The sequence below is a fragment of the Cupriavidus pampae genome, from assembly GCF_914271485.1.
Taxonomy (GTDB): domain Bacteria; phylum Pseudomonadota; class Gammaproteobacteria; order Burkholderiales; family Burkholderiaceae; genus Cupriavidus; species Cupriavidus pampae.
In genome coordinates this window covers 1-16,830 of sequence record NZ_CAJZAG010000007.1, presented here as the reverse complement: position 1 = coordinate 16,830, position 16,830 = coordinate 1, and the positions used below count along the sequence as shown (strand labels likewise).

Genomic DNA, 16,830 nt, shown 5'->3' with positions numbered 1-16,830 from the left:
TGCTCAGGCGGGCCACTTGCATTCCAGCACCCGGCTCGCGAGACCTATACCAGCCCCAACAACCCCGCCCCCGCTCCCAGTGCCACCAGCGCCAGCGGATGCACCTTCGTCTTCAGCATCAGCCATACCGTCAGCAACGTCACCGCAATCGCCGTCCAACTGTGGTCTACGCTCGCGGCCAGTAGCCAGCCGGTGGACATCAGGAGGCCGATGGTCAGGGCTGATAGGCCTTTCTTGATCAGGTTGGGCCAGCGGGCGTGGGGGGCGCGGCCGGCGAAGTATTCGAAGCCCAGGGCGATGATGCTTGAGGGGCCGACCATGCCGGTCATGGCGGCGAACGTGCCTTGGGGGCCGGCTACCTGCCAGCCGAATAGGGCTACGAATAGCACATTGGGGCCCGGGGAAGCCTGGGAGATCGCGTAGAGCGCCGAGAACTGCTGGTCGGTCATCCAGCCGTTGGCTTCGACTAGATACCGGTGCATGTCGGGGATGGTTGTTGCGCCGCCACCGATCGATAGTAGTGACAGCATGCCGAAATGGCCTAGCAGGCTGCGGAGGATCTCGGGCGTGCTCATGCGGCCTCCTTGTTGATGGCGCGGTGTTCGAGGTACAGCGCAATGGGCACCAGTACGGCCATGACGGGGACCAGTGGCAGGTGTAGCAGGCCAATGGTCACGAATGCTGCGGCGCCGATCAGCAGCGCTCGGATTGTTCTAGGTTGGCTTTGGGCTAGCTTGCAGCCGGTGGAGAGAATGAGGCCTGCTGAAACAGCGGTCATGCCTGTGAGCATGCGGCGGACAGCTTCGACGTCTTGGTAGTGTTGGTATAGAACCATTACGCTCAGTACCACCACCATTGGCACCAGCACGAGGCCTGTGAAGGCTGCTACTGCCCCGCGTAGGCCAGCGAATCTGAGGCCTAGCATTAGCGAGACATTGATGACGTTGGGGCCTGGGAGTACCTGGCCTACGCTTAGTACCTCTACGAAGTCTTTGTCGTTGAGCCAGCGGTTGCGCTCGACTACCGCGCGTCTTACGAAGGGGAGGACGCCGCCAAAGCCGGTGAGCCCCATGCGGGCGAATTCGAAGAACAGTGTGCGGGCGTTGGGGGGCGGAGCCAGATCTGGCTCGGTGGGCGTGATCGGGGGCATGGCGTCGTGTCTCGTTGGCTTTTGATGAAGCCTATGGTGCATCTTGTTTTGTTGGGTGAGCTTGATGCGTGGGCCCTCACCCCCGGCCCCTCTCCCCGAGGGAGAGGGGAGACAACAATGGGTTAATTAACCTTTCACCCTCTCCCCCAGCCCCTCTCCCTCAAGGGAGAGGGGAGCAAATCAACTTCAAACCGTCGGTTCTGGCCGTACTGCTTCGATGCGTACATCCTTCAGCTTTGCTTCCACCGCCTTGCCCTTGCGGGCGCGCTTACCGACAAACGGCAGCAGCGTTTTGCCCTTCAGCGTCTGCGGGGGCATCTTGCCGCCGCGTTGGCCGGTGCCTGAGACGATCAGGCCCGGAGCGCCGACGGCGATGGCCTGGAGCAACAGTTCCTTGTCTTCCAGCTCCATCAGCATTACGCCGCGGCCGCCGGCAGAGAGGACCTTGATCTCTTCGAACGCTACCAGCAGCAGGCGGCCGTTGGCGGAGACGCACGCCGCATGCGTGGCGTCGTCGGCGAGGGGTTCGGGCTTCAGCAGCACGTCGCCGTCTTCGAGCGTGACGAACGATTTGCCGCCCTTCTGTCGGCTCGTCATGTCGCCAACCTTGGTCAGGAAACCGTTGCCGTTCGACGCGGCCATCAGCATGCGTTGTTCCGCGTTGCCCGCGAACGTGTGGGCGATCTGCGTACCCGGGGCAAGCTCGATCAGCGTGGTCAGTGGCACACCATCACCGCGACCACCCGGCAGGCCGTTGACCGCGACCGAGTAGACGCGACCGTTGGTGCCGAAGACCAGCAGCGTATCGATCGTGCGGCATTCGAACGTCGCATACAGCGTATCGCCCGCCTTGAACGTGAACTGCTGCGAATCGTGGCCATGGCCCTGACGCGTACGCACCCAGCCCTTGCCCGATACCACCACCGTCACCGGCTCGTCGATCACGCGAACCTCGGCAGCGGCGCGGCGCTCTTCGTGAATCAGCGTGCGACGCGGATCCTTGTCTTCCGGGCTGAACTGCTTGGCGTCCTGCTCGATCTCCTTGATGATGCGACGGCGCATCATGGTCTCGGACTTCAGCAGTACATCAAGCTCAGCCTGTTCGTCGCGCAGCTTCTTGAGCTCCTGCTCGATGCGAATCGCTTCGAGTCGCGCCAATTGACGCAGGCGGATTTCAAGAATGTCCTCGGCTTGACGATCGGACAGATTGAATGCCTCGATCAGCGCGGGTTTCGGTTCATCGCTCTCGCGGATGATGCGAATCACCTCGTCGATCTTCAGCAGCACCAGCATCCGGCCTTCGAGGATATGGATGCGGTCTTCGACCTTGGTGAGCTGGAAGCGCGTGCGCTTGGTCACCGTCTCGAAGCGGAACGCGATCCATTCGCGCAGAATCTCGGCCAAACCCTTCTGACGCGGCCGGCCATCCTTGCCGATCATCACGAGGTTGATCGGCGCTCCCGACTCCAGGCTCGTATGCGCAAGCAGCGTCTGGATAAATTCCTGCTGTTCGACGTTCTTGCTCTTGGGCTCAAACACCAGACGCACCGGCGCATCCTTGCCGGACTCGTCGCGCACCGCGTCGAGCACGCTCAGCATCGTGGTCTTGAGCTGGGTCTGCTCGGTCGACAGCGCCTTCTTGCCTGCGCGAATCTTCGGGTTGGTGATTTCCTCGATTTCCTCGAGCACCTTCTGCGCCGACGTGTTCGGCGGCAGTTCATTCACCACCATCTGCCACTGTCCGCGCGCCATCTCTTCGATGTTCCAGCGCGCGCGTACCTTCAGGCTGCCGCGGCCGCCTTCGTAGATCTGCGCGATATCCGAAGCCGGCGAGATGATCTGGCCACCGCCCGGATAGTCCGGACCCGGCATCAGCGTCAGCAACTCGGCCAGCGTGATATTCGGATTGCGGATCATCGCCACGGTCGCCGCGGCGACTTCGCGCAGATTGTGCGGCGGAATCTCGGTGGCCATGCCCACTGCAATACCGGACGCGCCATTGAGCAGCACCATCGGCAACCGCGCGGGCAGCACCTTCGGCTCGATCTCGGAGCCGTCGTAGTTCGGGACGAACTCCACCGTGCCCAGGTCAATCTCGTCGAGCAGCAGTCGCGCAATCGGCGTCAGGCGCGCTTCGGTGTATCGCATCGCCGCGGCGCCATCGCCATCGCGCGAGCCGAAGTTGCCCTGGCCGTCGATCAGCGGATAGCGCAGCGAGAAGTCCTGCGCCAGACGCACCAGCGCGTCGTACGCGGACTGGTCACCGTGCGGATGGTATTTACCGAGGACCTCACCGACCACGCGCGCGGACTTCACGGGCTTGGAGTCGGCACGCAGGCCCATCTGCTGCATCGCGAACAGGATGCGGCGTTGCACGGGCTTCTGGCCGTCGGTCACCTCGGGCAGCGCGCGGCCCTTGACCACGCTGACGGCGTAGTCGAGGTAGGCGCGTTCCGCGTAGCGGGCGAGCGTCAGCGAATCGGCCGGCTCATCGGGTTGGTACGTAATGTCTTGTTGGTCGTCCATGGTAGGCAGGCAGACGGCACGAGCGCCGTGGCTGAACGGAGTTCCGGTCAGCTCAGGATTCTAAATGAGTGGACGGGTTTAATCGCCGAAATTAGGGCATGTTGCGGCGTCCGCCGAGCACCACCCTGACGCGGGACGGCCCTTCGCCGCTACTTGTGCGGATCACCGACGGGCCGGCGGCAGGCTGATACAGCTGATAAAACGCCAGAACGGTACTCACGTACTGCCGCGTCTCCGGGAAAGGCGGAATCTGGTTGTTGTAGCGCTGCACCGCGCCCTCGCCCGCGTTATACGCGGCGAGCACCAGTTCCAGATTGTTCGGGAACAACTGCATGAGCCAGCTTAGATAGCGCACGCCAGCGGAGATGTTCATACGCGGGTCGGTCAGCTTCTGCTCGACCGTGCGCCGCTTGTCGGCATTGACGCCAAAGCGCGCGCCCGTGTCGGGAATCACCTGCATCAGGCCAATCGCGCCCTTCGGCGACACCGCCGTTGGATTGAAGCCGGACTCCACCGCCATGACCGCCTTGACCAGCGCGGGATCGACGTTCTGCGCGAGCGCAATCTGCTCGATCATCGGATCGACCACCTTGAGGTTCGGGTGGTTGAGCACATAGCGGTACAGCTTGTTCGCCTCGGGGTCGCCACCGACCGGCCGGGGCAAGGCGGTACGAAGCCCCGGGCGAGACAGGTTGGCGGTGTCGAGCGATCCACCGTCCTTCATAAACAGCTTGTAGCGTTCGTCGAGCTTCTGGTCGGAGAAATGCGCGACGCCGTCGCCATCGACGTAGCCGTACAGTTCGGCTCGCGCGGCGGACGTCGCGCACAACGCGGCGATGGCGAGCACGGATGCCGCCAGTCGACGTTTCGTTGTGATCGAGCCGTTCGCCATGCGCATTGTCTCCTTAGATGTCCGCCTCGACCTCGTTGCCCTTTTCTTCGAGCCACGAGCGGCGTTGCGATGCCTCGCCCTTGCCCATGAGCATGTTCATCATGGTCACGGTCTGCGGCAGGTCGAATTCGCCGAGCGCCACCGGCAGCAGCCGGCGCGTATCGGGGTTCATCGTCGTTTCCCACAGCTGCTCGGCGCTCATCTCACCGAGGCCCTTGAAGCGCGAGATCTGCCATGCGCCTTCCTTGACGCCGTCCTTGAGCAGCTTGTCCTGAATCGCTTCGAGTTCGCCCTCGTCCAGCGCATAGAGCTTCTGCGCGGGCTTCTTGCCGCGCGCGGGTGCATCCACGCGGAACAGCGGCGGGCGGGCCACGCACACATTGCCGTTGTCGATGAGCTTCGGGAAATGCCGGAAGAACAGCGTCAGCAGCAGCACCTGAATATGCGCGCCGTCCACGTCCGCATCGGACAGGATGCAGATCTTGCCGTAGCGCAGGTTCGACAGATCGGGTTCGTCAGTCGCGCCATGCGGGTCTACGCCAATCGCCACCGCGATGTCGTGCACCTCGTTGTTGGCGAACAGGCGATCGCGTTCGGTCTCCCACGTGTTGAGCACCTTGCCGCGCAGCGGCAGGATGGCCTGGAATTCCTTGTCGCGGCCCATCTTGGCCGAGCCACCGGCAGAGTCGCCCTCGACCAGGAACAGTTCGTTGCGCGTGATATCGGTCGACTCGCAATCGGTCAGCTTGCCGGGCAGCACGGCCACGCCGGAGCCCTTCTTCTTCTCGACCTTTTGCGCCGCACGCGTGCGTGCCTGCGCCTGGCGAATCACGAGCTCGGCGAGCTTCTTGCCGTAATCGACGTGATGGTTGAGCCAGAGCTCCAATGCGGGCTTGCTGAATGTGGAGACGAGGCGCACCGCATCGCGGCTGTTCAGGCGCTCCTTGATCTGGCCCTGGAACTGCGGGTCCAGCACCTTGGCGGACAGCACGAACGAAGCGCGCGCGAACACGTCTTCGCTCATCAGCTTGACGCCCTTGGGCTGCAGCGCGTGCATCTCGATAAAACTCTTCACCGCCTGGAACAGGCCTTCGCGCAGACCGGATTCGTGCGTGCCGCCGGCAGGCGTCGGAATCAGGTTGACGTAGGACTCGCGCACGGGCGCGCCTTCGTCGGTCCATGCCACCACCCACGAAGCGCCTTCGCCATCGGCAAAGCCTTCTTCGCCGGGATTGGCGTCCGGATCGGCGAAATGCTCGCCCTCGAACATCGGGATCACGAGTTCAGCGCCGCTACCTTGTGCCAGTGCTTCCACCAGATAGCCCTTGAGGCCCTGATCGTATTGCCACGTCTGCGATTCGCCGGTCTTCTCGATGACCAGCGTCACCTTGACGCCCGGCAACAGCACGGCCTTGCTACGCAGCAGGCGTTGCAGCTCCGCCTGCGGAATGGTCGCGCTATCGAAATATTTGGCGTCGGGCCACACCTGTACGCGCGTGCCGTTCTTTTTCTCGCCGCGCTCGAGCTTGCGCGTCTGCAGCGCCTTGGTGACATCGCCACCGGAGAACGTCAGCGTGGAATGGCTGCCGTCGCGCCACACCTCGACGTCGAGCTGGGTGGCCAACGCATTGGTCACGGACACGCCCACGCCGTGCAGGCCGCCCGAGAACGCATAGGCGCCTCCCTTGCCCTTGTCGAACTTGCCGCCCGCATGCAGGCGGGTGAACACGATCTCGACCACGGGCACGCCCTCTTCGGGGTGAATGCCCACGGGAATGCCGCGGCCGTCGTCCTCCACGCTGACGCTGCCATCCTTGTGCAGGGTCACGTGGATCTCGGTGCCGTGGCCGCCGAGCGCTTCGTCGGAGGCGTTGTCGATGACCTCCTGCACGATATGCAGGGGGTTGTCGGTACGGGTGTACATGCCGGGCCGTTGCTTGACCGGCTCCAGGCCCTTCAGGACCCGGATGGAAGATTCGCTGTACTGACTGGTTTTGCTCGCCATGGCGTCGCTACGGGAGTCGCTCGAGTAATTGGGTGTGGCCGTCGCTGCGGCAGGAATGCGCAGCATTGTAATAGATGGCCGCGAGGGCAATCGGTTCAAGAGCATCTGGAGTTGGCGTCACTTCGGGTGTCACTTTCCGCGAACGATCGTGCGGGAGTACACTTCTTCCGGTCTATACAGCGCCATGGCCGCACCCTCGGCGCGCACAGAACATTCAAAACAATAGAGACGGCGAGCCACGACATGACCGAAAGAAAACTCTCACTGACCACGGTATTGGTGTGCGGCGGCCTGCTCGTCACGCTATCGATGGGCATCCGGCATGGTTTTGGCCTTTTTAATCTGCCGATTACGCAGACCCATGGCTGGAATCGTGAAACCTTTGCGTTCGCGCTGGCGCTGCAGAACCTGATGTGGGGCGTGACCCAGCCGTTTGCGGGCGCGCTGGCCGACAAGTTTGGCGCGTTGCGTGTGATGCTGGTAGGCGTGGTGCTGTATGTGGGCGGGCTGATCGTGATGGCGATGGCCACTTCCGGCACCGCGTTTGCCTCGGGCGCCGGCATCATGATCGGCATTGCGCAGGCGGGCACCACGTACAGCGTGGTGTATGGCGTGATTGGCCGCATTGCCAGCCCCGAGAAGCGCGTGTGGGCGATGGGCATTGCCGCCGCGGCGGGCTCATTTGGCCAATTTCTGATGATTCCGGTCGAGCAGACGTTGATTTCGACCACTGGCTGGCAGAACGCGCTGTTCGTGATGGCCGCGATGGCCTGCCTGATGTTGCCGCTCGCTTTCTCGCTGCGTGAGCCGAAGATGGCGGCCAGCACCGGCGGTCATCACCAGACCATTGCGGAAGCCACACGCGAGGCGTTTGGCAACCGCAACTTCCAGCTGCTGACGCTTGGTTACTTCGTATGCGGGTTTCAGGTGGTCTTTATTGGCGTGCATCTGGCGCCGTACCTGAAGGAACAAGGTTTCGTCGATCCCAAGATTGCTACCGTGGCGTTGGCGCTGATCGGGTTGTTCAACGTGTTCGGTACCTACACCGCGGGCGCGATGGGGCAGCGCCTGCCCAAGCGCTATCTGCTGTCGTTTATCTACATCGCGCGGTCGTTCGTGATCGCGGGGTATCTGCTGCTGCCGCTGACAGCGGCGAGCACGTGGGTGTTTGCCGCGCTGATGGGCTTCTTGTGGCTGTCCACGGTGCCGTTGACCAACGGCATCATCGCACAGGTGTTTGGGGTCAAGTACCTGTCGATGCTGTCGGGGGTGGTGTTTTTCTCGCACCAGATCGGCAGCTTCCTTGGCGCGTGGCTGGGTGGGTTTCTGTTCGACAAGACCGGTAACTACAACACCGTCTGGATGATCGCGATCGCGCTTGGCGTGCTGGCCGCGGCGGTGAATCTGCCGATTCGTGAGCAAGCGCTTGAGCGGCCGCAACCGATTCCGGTGTGAATGTCATGACTACGGATACCGGACGTGAGCGCTGGCTACGCGGCCTGGGGCTGACGGCGCTGGCCGCGGTGCTGACGATGGGTTTTCTCGCCTATCTGCGGCCAGCGTTTATGGTCGATCTGACCAATATGGTTTTGGCTTGGTGCGGATAGGCGATTAACGTCAGGTCGCTTCGCCGCGGTTCTTGGCTTCCAGTACTTCCCAGCGCTCCAGCGCTTCGAGCAGTTCCATCTCGATCTCGTCGTGCCGCGTGGCCAGTTGCGTGGCGCGCGCCGCGTCCGATGCGTAGAGCGCGCCGTCGGCGAGCTGCGTACTGATGGTCTTCTGCTCTTCCTCGAGCGCGGCAATGCGCTCGGGCAGACCATCGAGTTCGCGCTGTTCCTTGTACGAAAGCTTGACGGTCCGGTTGGCGCCGCGCGACTCGCGCGTGGCCTGACTCTTGACCGGCTCGGCGAGCTTCTGCTCTGCCTGGCGCGCGGCGGACTGCAGCGCCGCGGCGCGCGCGCTCTGCGCTTCCCAGTCCGAATAGCCACCTACTGACTCGCGCCAGAAGCCATCGCCCTCGGCCGCGATCGTCGACATGACCACGTTGTCCAGAAACGCGCGATCGTGCGAAACGAGGAAGACCGTGCCGCTGTAGTCCTGCAGCAGTTCCTCCAGCAGTTCGAGCGTGTCGATATCGAGGTCGTTGGTCGGTTCGTCGAGCACCAGCACATTGGCCGGCCGCGCAAACAAACGTGCCAGCAGCAGACGATTACGCTCGCCACCCGAAAGCGACCGCACCGGCGAACGCGCGCGTTCCGGTGCGAACAGGAAATCGCCGAGGTAGCTCATCACGTGCTTGCGCTGGCCATTGACCTCGACCCAGTCGCTGCCGGGACTGATGGTATCGGCCAGCGAGCGTTCGAGATCCAGCTGCGTGCGCATCTGATCGAAGTACGCCACCTGCAGATTGCTGCCGTTGCGAACGGTGCCGCTATCCGGTGCGAGTTCACCGAGGATCAGCCGCAGCAGCGTGGTCTTGCCCGCGCCGTTGGGACCAATCAGGCCAACCTTGTCGCCGCGCATGATGGTGCCGGTAAAGTCGCGCACCACCGTCTTGTCGCCATAGCCCTTGGAGACGTCGGTCAGTTCGGCCACGATCTTGCCCGAGCGATCCGCCTGCGACACCTCGAGCTTGACGTTGCCCTGCACCTCGCGGCGCGCCGCGCGTTCGGTACGCATGGTCACCAGTCGCTGGATCCGCGCCACGCTGCGCGTGCGGCGCGCTTCCACGCCCTTGCGAATCCACACTTCTTCCTGCGCCAGCAGCTTGTCGAACTTGGCCTGCTCCACCGCTTCCGCCGCCAGCAGGTCGGCCTTGCGCGTCTGATAGGCGGCGAAGTTGCCGGGGAACGACACCAGGCGTCCGCGATCGAGTTCGACGATGCGCGTGGCCACGCGGTCGAGGAATGCGCGATCGTGGGTAATCAGCAGCACGCTGCCACGGAAGCCGAGCAACAGGTCCTCGAGCCAGCGGATAGCAGTCACATCGAGGTGGTTGGTCGGCTCGTCGAGCAACAGGATGTCAGGTTCCGCCACCAGCCCCTGCGCCAGCGCGACGCGCTTCTGCAAGCCGCCTGACAGCGCATCAACGCGGGTGTGGGCATCGAGATCAAGGCGAGCAAGCGTGCTTTCCACCCGCGTGCGCAGTTGCCACGCATCGGCGGCGTCGAGTTCGGATTGCAGGCGGTGCAGTTCAGCCAGCGTGGCCTCGTCCTGCTGCGCTTCCAGCCTGGTCACCACGGCTTCGTAGCGCACCAGCAATGAATGCGCGGCACCCATGCCGAGCGCCACAGCTTCGAACACGGTCACGCCGGGCTCGAATTGAGGCTCTTGAGGCACATATGCAGTGGTAATGCCACTCTGGCGGGCGATCAGCCCATCGTCGGGCGCGGACATCCCGGCGACGATCTTCAGCAGCGACGATTTACCGCTGCCGTTGCGGCCGATCAGGCCAACGCGTTCACCGGCTTCCAGCGAGAAATCGGTGTGGTCGAGCAGCGCGACGTGCCCGAACGCGAGTTGGGCATCGGAAATGGAAAACAGGGCCATGGATTTTGACGGTGCGTACAGCGTGGCCCGGATTGTAGACGAGCGCGGGTGGCGGCCAGCAAATGCCTTACATTCGGCCTTGCATTCGGCCTGACATTCGGCCTTACATTCGGCCTTGCGCAAAAGCCGTGCGGGAAAAGAAAAGGCCCGTTCGATGACGGGCCCAAGAGTCTCTCCTCGGTGCCCTGCTCGCAAGGCACAACTGAAGGATACCGAGCGCCGCGCCGGCGAATAAGTCGGACAACTCCTTAAGGGAAAGCCCCCGTCAACCGGAACCGGCGCCGACCGTTGCATGCTCGGCACGCCTCGGTGCACGTTTCATTTGCGACGGTTGTGTCACAGTGCCCCGGCATGGAACAATTCGAGCCTGTCGCCCTGGTCAGCGACAGCCTCTCGCCGCAACATCGTTTTTTCGCTTTATCCCCCGCAGCAACCCGCAGCAGGTAGCACCAGCACGACGCAGCAAAACAGAGCCGGAACTATCCGGCCGTATGTGGCCAGCATCAACTTGCCGTTCCACTTGTTGTTTCACTTTATTCGGACGGGTGAATAATCCATGAACACATTGGCCTTGCCGCGCCGGTTGCCTGCATGCGCGCGCCGCGGACTCTCCGCGCTGTTTCTCTCTGTTGCCGCGTCGCTGCCGATGGCACTGCTTGCGCCCGCGCACGCTGCCTCGCCCAACGTGCCTCCCGGCAACTCGGTCGTGCAACGCATCCTGGTGACTGGCGCGGTGCGGATTGCCCATCGCGAAAGCTCGGTGCCATTCTCGTTTGTCGCCGATGGCAAGCCCATGGGCTATGCGGTGGACCTCTGCCTGCGCATTGCCGAGTCGCTGCGTACCGCGCTCAAGCAGCCGCAGTTGCGCGTCGAGTTTGTGCCGGTGACGCCGGCCAGCCGCATTCCCGCGATCGTCGAGGGCAAGGCTGATCTCGAGTGTGGCTCGACGACGAACAACCGTGACCGCCGCGAAGTCGTGGCGTTCACGATCCCGCATTACATCGCCGGTAGCCGCATGATCGTCAAGACCGACGGCGGCATTCACAAGTGGGCAGATCTGCGCGGCAAGACGGTGGTCTCCACCACGGGTACCACGCCGCTGGTGCAGGTGCGCAAGATGAATGAATCCGGCGCGCTCGGCTGGAAGATCGTAGAAGCGAAGGACCATGCGGAAGCGTTTGCGATGGTCGAGTCTGGACGGGCCGATGCGTTCGTGATGGACGACGTGCTGTTGTATGGTTTGCGTGCCAATGCGAAGGCGCCCGCGCAATACACGGTCACGGGAGATCTGCTGACGATCGAGCCCTACGCGATCATGTTGTCGAAGCACGATGTCGAGTTCAAGAAGCTCGTGGACAAGGCCATGATCAACGCGATCTACGATCAGGAAACACAGAGGCTCTACCGCAAGTGGTTCCTGACGGCGATTCCGCCGAATGGCATCACGCTTGATATTCCGATGAGCTATCTGCTGCGCGACTCGTTCAAGTTCCCGAGCGACAAGGTGGCCGACTAGCGGGTCGCTTCGTCGCTGTTTCTCCGAGACAGTTGTGTCACGGCGCGCGGCCATGGAAGAATCGCTCCGAACTTCCATTGTCTGGAGCGTCGATGACCCGTTGGTATCCCCTCGGCTTCTTTGCCGTGATGTGCTGGAGCGCACAAGCGGCACCTGCGAAATCGACGGCGCCGGACGCCGACGCACCCGCTGTGGCAAGCACGGTGCTACAGCAGATTCGGCAGGCCGGAACCGTCCGGCTGGCGTACCGCGAATCGGCAGTGCCGTTCTCGTATGTCGTCAATGGCAAGCCCGCGGGCTATTCGATCGATCTGTGCATGCGCGTGGTGGCGGCAATCCGCACGGCCCTGGCGGTCCCCACGCTGCGGGTCACATGGGTGCCCGTCACCCCAACCACACGCATAAATGCCATTGCGGGCGGACTCGCTCACCTGGAATGCGGCACGACGACCAATACGCGCCAACGCCGCGAGCAGGTGGCCTTCACGATCCCGCATTTCATCGCGGGTACGCGCATGCTCGTCAAGGCGAACTCTGGCATCAATGACTGGAAAGACCTGCGCGGCAAGCCTGTTGCACTGGCTGCGGGCACCACTACCCTCGCAGCCGTGCGGAGTCTGCCGGTGACCCATGCGATCGGCGTCGACATCGTAGAGGCGCCTGAGGTCAACCAGGCGCTGTCACTGCTGGATGCGGATCGCGTCAATGCTGTGGCTGCCGACAACGTGCAACTCGCCGGGCTTGCCGCCGCTGGCGGCGATCGTCACCGTTATGCGGTACGCGGTTCGATGCTGGCCATCGAGCCGTATTCGCTGATGCTGCCCAAGGGCGACCCGGAGTTCAAGAAGCTGGTGGATCGCGCGATGGTCGCATCGATCCACGAGGGGGAAACACAGCAGCTGTATCGCAAGTGGTTTCTGTCGCCCATTCCGCCGCGCAACGTCACGCTCGACATTCCGATGGGGTATCTGTTGATGGAGTCGTTCCGATTCCCCTCGGACAAGGTCGCGGACTGAGGTGACAGTCTGGCTGCCGGCTATACGGCTATAGCAGCAGGAACGAGATATCGGCGCGCGTGATGCGCGTCACCGGCGTGCCCTTGCGGCGTTGGAACAGCACGTGCTCGAGCACGCGGTCGCGGTGCTCGGTGAAGACCTTGGCGTCGAACCCCAAGGCCGCGGTGGCGTAATGCTCGGCCAGCAGCTTGTAGACGCGATGCCGCACCAGCAGCATCTCGTTGTCGGCCTGCAGCCGCGCGAGTTCGGCATCGCGCTCTTCTTCGATCTGCCGCATGCTGACCACTACGCGCGCATGCATGCCGCGATAGCGGTCTACCTCTGCGTGCGCCTTGCGCAGTTCCTCGCGGAGGTTGCGCATCTCCTGCATCAGCTTCAGATTTTGCTGAACGCCACGCTGGATGCGATTGGCTTCTTCGAGCGCGTGATCGGCGGCGGCAATCGTGTTTTGCCAGATGCCATCGCCGCATGCCGCGTCGGTGTCTACCCTGTCCGCTGTCCGGTCCGCTGCCCTGTCCTCCCTCTTCCCATCGACGTCAACTCGGACGCCGACGGCCCGCGAAGCCGGCCAGATTGTGGCCGCATCGATATCGTTCCGCATACCCGCTCCCCTGAATTCCTGTCGCCCCGCCCCGGCATGATTTTTATAGGTGCCGGTATGGTCGGAGCGTGCCGCCGCGACTAACTTCGGCCTCTCACCCGTGCATGCGTGGCCGGGTGTTTGTTGAGCCGTTTGATCTGTGAATGCCTACCCGGCATTCAACCCCCCTCCGACGCGGGGCACAACCACCGCAAGGGAGGGTAACCCGCACGCCGAAAACCCTTGTCGGGCGTACGTTTCCGGGCTTTCAGGGGGGACTTTGCGCCGGGTTGGTGCGGCTGACCCTCATAATAGGGCCTACATGCGTCTTTTTAGCCTCTTTTATCGCCATGAATAACGGTTGTGTACTACTAGCGCTGGCCATCGTGGCCGAAGTTATCGCTACCAGCTGCCTCAAGGCTGCGGAAAATTTCACGCGCTTGTGGCCCAGTGTGCTGGTGGTCGCTGGCTATGTGGCGGCGTTCTGGCTGCTGATGCAGGTGATGAAGACCGTGCCGGTGGGGGTGGCGTATGCCATCTGGAGCGGGGCCGGCATTGTGCTGGTGACGCTGATTGCCGCCGTGCTATATCGGCAGGTGCCGGATCTGGCGGCTTGCCTGGGGATCGGGCTGATTATTGCCGGGGTGGCGGTGATTCAGCTGTTCTCGAAGTTTTCGCACTGAGGCGGGGCGTGGCGGACGTACGGTGGCGGCCCAACGGCCAGTAGTGCAGAGGGATCGTAAGCGGTACGGGCGGCGCAGGATCAGCCGCGCGGTGGCAGCGTGCGCAGCAGGCGGTTGACCTGGGCGATGGTGTCGCACTCGTCGGCGCCGCGCTGGCGGCGATGCTCGACGATGTCGAGAATGACGCGAATCTGCCCGTTCTTGGCCTCGCAGCCGGCCTTGTTGGGCTCATTGCAGACGACCTCGATCTCGCTGCGCAGGCTCTCCTGCACGATGTCGAGCATCGCCGTGCAGCCCGACGTGTCGGCCAGCCCGGGATCGGGCGCGACCGCCATGGCCTGCGCGGCCAGCATGCCGGCGAGTGCAGGCAGCCTGCGATGAATCGTCTTCAGTAGGTGCATAGGTGCCGAAAAATTCAGTCAGACGCACGACGCGGACTCAACCGTCGCGTGCGCGTGAAGCCGACATCATAGCCGGTCGTCAGATGGACGGCCGCAAACACGGGGTGTGGAATCGGGGGAATACGTGCGGTAACGCGCGAATCGGCGCGGGGTCGGTAGCCAACGATGACGTCGTCATGCCACGAAGGTGATGGTCCCGCCGACAGGGATTTAGGGATTCGAACCGAGGTTGGGTGATGACGCTGAAGGCCTTATTTTATGCGGGTTTCAGAGTCGCCACAACGATGATCACTAATTAGCACCGAGGCAAATGTGGTACTACATGAGGCCTGTTTGTGGTACGCCTTAGGCCGCCTTCCGACCATCTGTGACACCCACCCTCAATGGGGGAGCCTGAGGACCGATTGTTTGGACCGATGGCAGATCGAGACCGTTTTCTGTTGGAGGCGATCGTGACTTTGAATCATGACGCAGAACGAAACAAGAAGCACATCGAAGCTTTCTTTGATTGGGCCCGTCAGTTGGAAATGGAGGCAATGAACGACGCGCGGTGGCAGTGGATGTCCTCGTGGTACGAAAGTAGGCTTTTCGTGTGCTACACGCGAATCGGATTGCCGCCGGAAAATCGAAATCATGGCCATCCAAGGCAACCGACCATATGTTTGGCGAATATTCACGTATCCGAACTGAAGAACCGAGGGCGGGGGTTCTTCACGGCCATGATTAACGATCTCGTTTGCGGCGTTGATGGACTCTCATACAGCCGTATCGAATGCGAGGAGGTGGTGAATCCTCGTCTGCGTGTTTGGCTCGCCCAACGCGGCTTTAGATCTTACGAAGATGATCCGCGCAGCTACTACTTGGACATCGTCAGAAGTTCCGCTACCCGCGCCTGAAACGGCACACCGAACCGAAGGCTTCGGCGCACAGTTGGGCTGGAGGACCGCACAGAGAGAGAGCCCAACAACACAACGTCAGCAAGGCTTTAGCTCTAATTTTCAAGATAGTGCCCCTTGTGCCGCACCGGGGGTACTTTAAATCTTCGGTTCAAAAATTAAAGCCGATCTTCAACCTAGAGCCGGAAAGGTGCGCAAGACCCGAAAATGAGTACCAGCATCTCAAAAGGTCGCTATCGCACAGCCCGCCACCAAGACATTCAATGTCCTTCGATTATCGCCTCAGCTTCTGCAACCCCTAACGGAGACAATTTACAAAGTCCATCAATCGTAATGTCGATGTGTTTGGATCTCTGCAGAGATTGCACAATTTTCTTAAATGCAGATTTGTTACTATATTGAATCTTTTCCCTGAGAGACTCGATCCCCAATCGATCTTGCTTATACAGAACAAGCAAGACTTTCTGAGGAGCCCTCAATTTCGAATTGAGGACCATGAAGCTTTCGCCATCGTCCCAAATCAAGTCCACTTGCCGCTCAAGGATCTGATCAACTAATCTAGAGGCCTCGTCGGGCGCATTGCCTCCTGCGAGACGTACCAGTTCGGCCAACACCCATTTAGCCGAGTTCAATATAAAAGAAGCGTCAAGTTTATTGGGTGATATTATTCCAATATGCCCAACTCCCCTCTTATTTCTGATGCAGTACATGGCGTAAAGCACCCGAGGGATGAGTATTCTGAACTCGTCACCCCCACTTTGAGCCCCCTCGTATTTGTTGAGCACACCTTGATTGAAGGAGCCCATGGCCGTGGAAAACGGTGTAAATTGCCCAAAAAGCTGCTGCTCAATCAAACGACGTACCGACTCAACAAAATGACCGGCGTCTAACTCACTGGTCTTCCACTTCTCCAACCTATAGTTATGGGCGACCTCGTCATACGCTTGAAGCATATGAGTCACGATCTCCTTTGGAAAAGCAGTCGTTAAGATCCCCTCAGCGGCAAGCTTACCCATTAGCCAACAACTCCTTAGCCTTTTCACGACCAACGACAGTCAGCTTGATTTGTTTGGCACCACCTTTGACGCCGTCCGACAAGAAGACTGTTTTATCGTTGAAAATTTTCGCGAAATTCCCCTCATCTAGATGACCATGCTCCTGACAAGCATCCCGAATGTTCTTCGAAGGAACTTGATCGTCACCCATGAGATACGCCCCGTAGCAGTACAACAGAGCAATGTTGGTCATCTTCACTCGGACCGTATCGCCTTTAATTTTCGAGACAATCTTCAACTTTCCATTGATGTCTGAATAGACCGTGGGATACGTATCGATAGATTCTTTCTGCTGGATGGACGCATTTGTTACGGCAGCGACCGGAGCTGCGATCACTCCCGAATCTTGGACTATCGGAGTTACCGAAGCAGCCTGCTGTATGGCATCGGTTTTTTGCTCCACCACCGAATGTCTTGCCATTACCCGCACAATATCAGTCAAGCCTTCGATGCGTATTTCGGCGAACGTGACCGCCGATTTCGGGATCGTGACCGATTCGGCGGGATGGGAGTTGCGCGGTGTCGATTGTAGGGTTTCGTATCAGTCTTGGTCGAGTCCTG

16 protein-coding genes are annotated in these 16,830 nt (G+C 61.4%); 6 read left to right on the top strand and 10 right to left on the bottom strand.

Annotation, left to right across the window (positions count from 1 at the left end; translation table 11 throughout):
* Positions 1 to 44 precede the first annotated feature (44 nt).
* The 5 genes from LDO41_RS17690 to LDO41_RS17670 form a co-directional block, all read right to left on the bottom strand.
* On the bottom strand, positions 45 to 575 hold the full coding sequence (locus tag LDO41_RS17690) for a chromate transporter (RefSeq protein WP_223990553.1): 531 nt from the start codon (positions 573 to 575) through the stop codon (positions 45 to 47).
* The gene (locus LDO41_RS17685; RefSeq protein ID WP_223990551.1) at positions 572 to 1,150 is read right to left on the bottom strand and encodes a chromate transporter; all 579 of its coding nucleotides are present in this window, start codon (positions 1,148 to 1,150) and stop codon (positions 572 to 574) included. The genes LDO41_RS17690 and LDO41_RS17685 overlap by 4 nt, the downstream gene beginning before the upstream one ends.
* 186 nt (positions 1,151 to 1,336) lie before the next feature.
* Positions 1,337 to 3,676, bottom strand: a complete 2,340-nt coding sequence (parC, locus tag LDO41_RS17680; RefSeq protein ID WP_223990549.1) for a DNA topoisomerase IV subunit A — start codon at positions 3,674 to 3,676, stop codon at positions 1,337 to 1,339.
* A 91-nt stretch (positions 3,677 to 3,767) separates the two neighbouring features.
* Complete coding sequence (locus tag LDO41_RS17675) at positions 3,768 to 4,568, bottom strand: lytic transglycosylase domain-containing protein (RefSeq protein WP_223990547.1); 801 nt, start codon at positions 4,566 to 4,568, stop codon at positions 3,768 to 3,770.
* Between the two features lie 13 nt (positions 4,569 to 4,581).
* Positions 4,582 to 6,573: a DNA topoisomerase IV subunit B gene (locus LDO41_RS17670; RefSeq protein WP_223990545.1), complete on the bottom strand. Its 1,992-nt coding sequence runs from the start codon at positions 6,571 to 6,573 to the stop codon at positions 4,582 to 4,584.
* Positions 6,574 to 6,816: 243 nt separating this feature from the next.
* On the opposite strand from LDO41_RS17670, the gene LDO41_RS17665 reads away from it, so the two are divergent.
* The gene (locus tag LDO41_RS17665) at positions 6,817 to 8,028 is read left to right on the top strand and encodes an MFS transporter (RefSeq protein WP_223990543.1); all 1,212 of its coding nucleotides are present in this window, start codon (positions 6,817 to 6,819) and stop codon (positions 8,026 to 8,028) included.
* Positions 8,029 to 8,033: 5 nt separating this feature from the next.
* Positions 8,034 to 8,180 (top strand): hypothetical protein, encoded by a 147-nt coding sequence (locus tag LDO41_RS17660; protein WP_223990541.1) that lies wholly within the window; start codon positions 8,034 to 8,036, stop codon positions 8,178 to 8,180.
* A gap of 10 nt (positions 8,181 to 8,190) precedes the next feature.
* Here the strand turns inward: LDO41_RS17660 and LDO41_RS17655 are convergent, their stop codons facing one another.
* Entirely contained in the window at positions 8,191 to 10,122 is a 1,932-nt protein-coding gene (locus tag LDO41_RS17655; RefSeq protein ID WP_223990539.1) for an ATP-binding cassette domain-containing protein, read from the bottom strand.
* A gap of 556 nt (positions 10,123 to 10,678) precedes the next feature.
* On the opposite strand from LDO41_RS17655, the gene LDO41_RS17650 reads away from it, so the two are divergent.
* On the top strand, positions 10,679 to 11,638 hold the full coding sequence (locus LDO41_RS17650) for an amino acid ABC transporter substrate-binding protein (protein WP_377741706.1): 960 nt from the start codon (positions 10,679 to 10,681) through the stop codon (positions 11,636 to 11,638).
* A 92-nt stretch (positions 11,639 to 11,730) separates the two neighbouring features.
* Entirely contained in the window at positions 11,731 to 12,654 is a 924-nt protein-coding gene (locus tag LDO41_RS17645) for an amino acid ABC transporter substrate-binding protein (RefSeq protein WP_223990537.1), read from the top strand.
* A 28-nt stretch (positions 12,655 to 12,682) separates the two neighbouring features.
* On the opposite strand, the gene LDO41_RS17640 is transcribed toward LDO41_RS17645, so the two are convergent.
* The gene (locus LDO41_RS17640) at positions 12,683 to 13,255 is read right to left on the bottom strand and encodes a hypothetical protein (RefSeq protein WP_223990536.1); all 573 of its coding nucleotides are present in this window, start codon (positions 13,253 to 13,255) and stop codon (positions 12,683 to 12,685) included.
* A 329-nt stretch (positions 13,256 to 13,584) separates the two neighbouring features.
* On the opposite strand from LDO41_RS17640, the gene LDO41_RS17635 reads away from it, so the two are divergent.
* Positions 13,585 to 13,917, top strand: coding sequence for a DMT family transporter (locus LDO41_RS17635; RefSeq protein WP_223990535.1), 333 nt, complete (start codon positions 13,585 to 13,587; stop codon positions 13,915 to 13,917).
* A gap of 80 nt (positions 13,918 to 13,997) precedes the next feature.
* On the opposite strand, the gene LDO41_RS17630 is transcribed toward LDO41_RS17635, so the two are convergent.
* On the bottom strand, positions 13,998 to 14,318 hold the full coding sequence (locus LDO41_RS17630) for a hypothetical protein (RefSeq protein ID WP_223990533.1): 321 nt from the start codon (positions 14,316 to 14,318) through the stop codon (positions 13,998 to 14,000).
* A 452-nt stretch (positions 14,319 to 14,770) separates the two neighbouring features.
* Here LDO41_RS17630 and LDO41_RS17625 point away from each other — a divergent pair, with 452 nt between their 5' ends.
* The gene (locus LDO41_RS17625; RefSeq protein ID WP_223990531.1) at positions 14,771 to 15,214 is read left to right on the top strand and encodes a hypothetical protein; all 444 of its coding nucleotides are present in this window, start codon (positions 14,771 to 14,773) and stop codon (positions 15,212 to 15,214) included.
* 260 nt (positions 15,215 to 15,474) lie between these two features.
* On the opposite strand, the gene LDO41_RS17620 is transcribed toward LDO41_RS17625, so the two are convergent.
* Positions 15,475 to 16,230: a hypothetical protein gene (locus tag LDO41_RS17620; protein WP_223990529.1), complete on the bottom strand. Its 756-nt coding sequence runs from the start codon at positions 16,228 to 16,230 to the stop codon at positions 15,475 to 15,477.
* Positions 16,223 to 16,711, bottom strand: a complete 489-nt coding sequence (locus tag LDO41_RS17615; protein ID WP_223990527.1) for a hypothetical protein — start codon at positions 16,709 to 16,711, stop codon at positions 16,223 to 16,225. The genes LDO41_RS17620 and LDO41_RS17615 overlap by 8 nt, the downstream gene beginning before the upstream one ends.
* Between the last annotated feature and the right edge of the window lie 119 nt (positions 16,712 to 16,830).

Excerpts from the sequence above, each read along its gene's own strand:
- LDO41_RS17620 (WP_223990529.1), bottom strand. The coding sequence starts at position 16,230 with ATGGGTAAGCTTGCCGCTGAGGGGATCTTAACGACTGCTTTTCCAAAG.
- LDO41_RS17665 (WP_223990543.1), top strand. The coding sequence starts at position 6,817 with ATGACCGAAAGAAAACTCTCACTGACCACGGTATTGGTGTGCGGCGGC.
- LDO41_RS17640 (WP_223990536.1), bottom strand. The coding sequence starts at position 13,255 with ATGCGGAACGATATCGATGCGGCCACAATCTGGCCGGCTTCGCGGGCC.
- LDO41_RS17645 (WP_223990537.1), top strand. The coding sequence starts at position 11,731 with ATGACCCGTTGGTATCCCCTCGGCTTCTTTGCCGTGATGTGCTGGAGC.
- LDO41_RS17675 (WP_223990547.1), bottom strand. The coding sequence starts at position 4,568 with ATGGCGAACGGCTCGATCACAACGAAACGTCGACTGGCGGCATCCGTG.
- LDO41_RS17690 (WP_223990553.1), bottom strand. The coding sequence starts at position 575 with ATGAGCACGCCCGAGATCCTCCGCAGCCTGCTAGGCCATTTCGGCATG.
- LDO41_RS17670 (WP_223990545.1), bottom strand. The coding sequence starts at position 6,573 with ATGGCGAGCAAAACCAGTCAGTACAGCGAATCTTCCATCCGGGTCCTG.
- parC (WP_223990549.1), bottom strand. The coding sequence starts at position 3,676 with ATGGACGACCAACAAGACATTACGTACCAACCCGATGAGCCGGCCGAT.
- LDO41_RS17660 (WP_223990541.1), top strand. The coding sequence starts at position 8,034 with ATGACTACGGATACCGGACGTGAGCGCTGGCTACGCGGCCTGGGGCTG.
- LDO41_RS17655 (WP_223990539.1), bottom strand. The coding sequence starts at position 10,122 with ATGGCCCTGTTTTCCATTTCCGATGCCCAACTCGCGTTCGGGCACGTC.
- LDO41_RS17650 (WP_377741706.1), top strand. The coding sequence starts at position 10,679 with ATGAACACATTGGCCTTGCCGCGCCGGTTGCCTGCATGCGCGCGCCGC.
- LDO41_RS17635 (WP_223990535.1), top strand. The coding sequence starts at position 13,585 with ATGAATAACGGTTGTGTACTACTAGCGCTGGCCATCGTGGCCGAAGTT.
- LDO41_RS17630 (WP_223990533.1), bottom strand. The coding sequence starts at position 14,318 with ATGCACCTACTGAAGACGATTCATCGCAGGCTGCCTGCACTCGCCGGC.
- LDO41_RS17685 (WP_223990551.1), bottom strand. The coding sequence starts at position 1,150 with ATGCCCCCGATCACGCCCACCGAGCCAGATCTGGCTCCGCCCCCCAAC.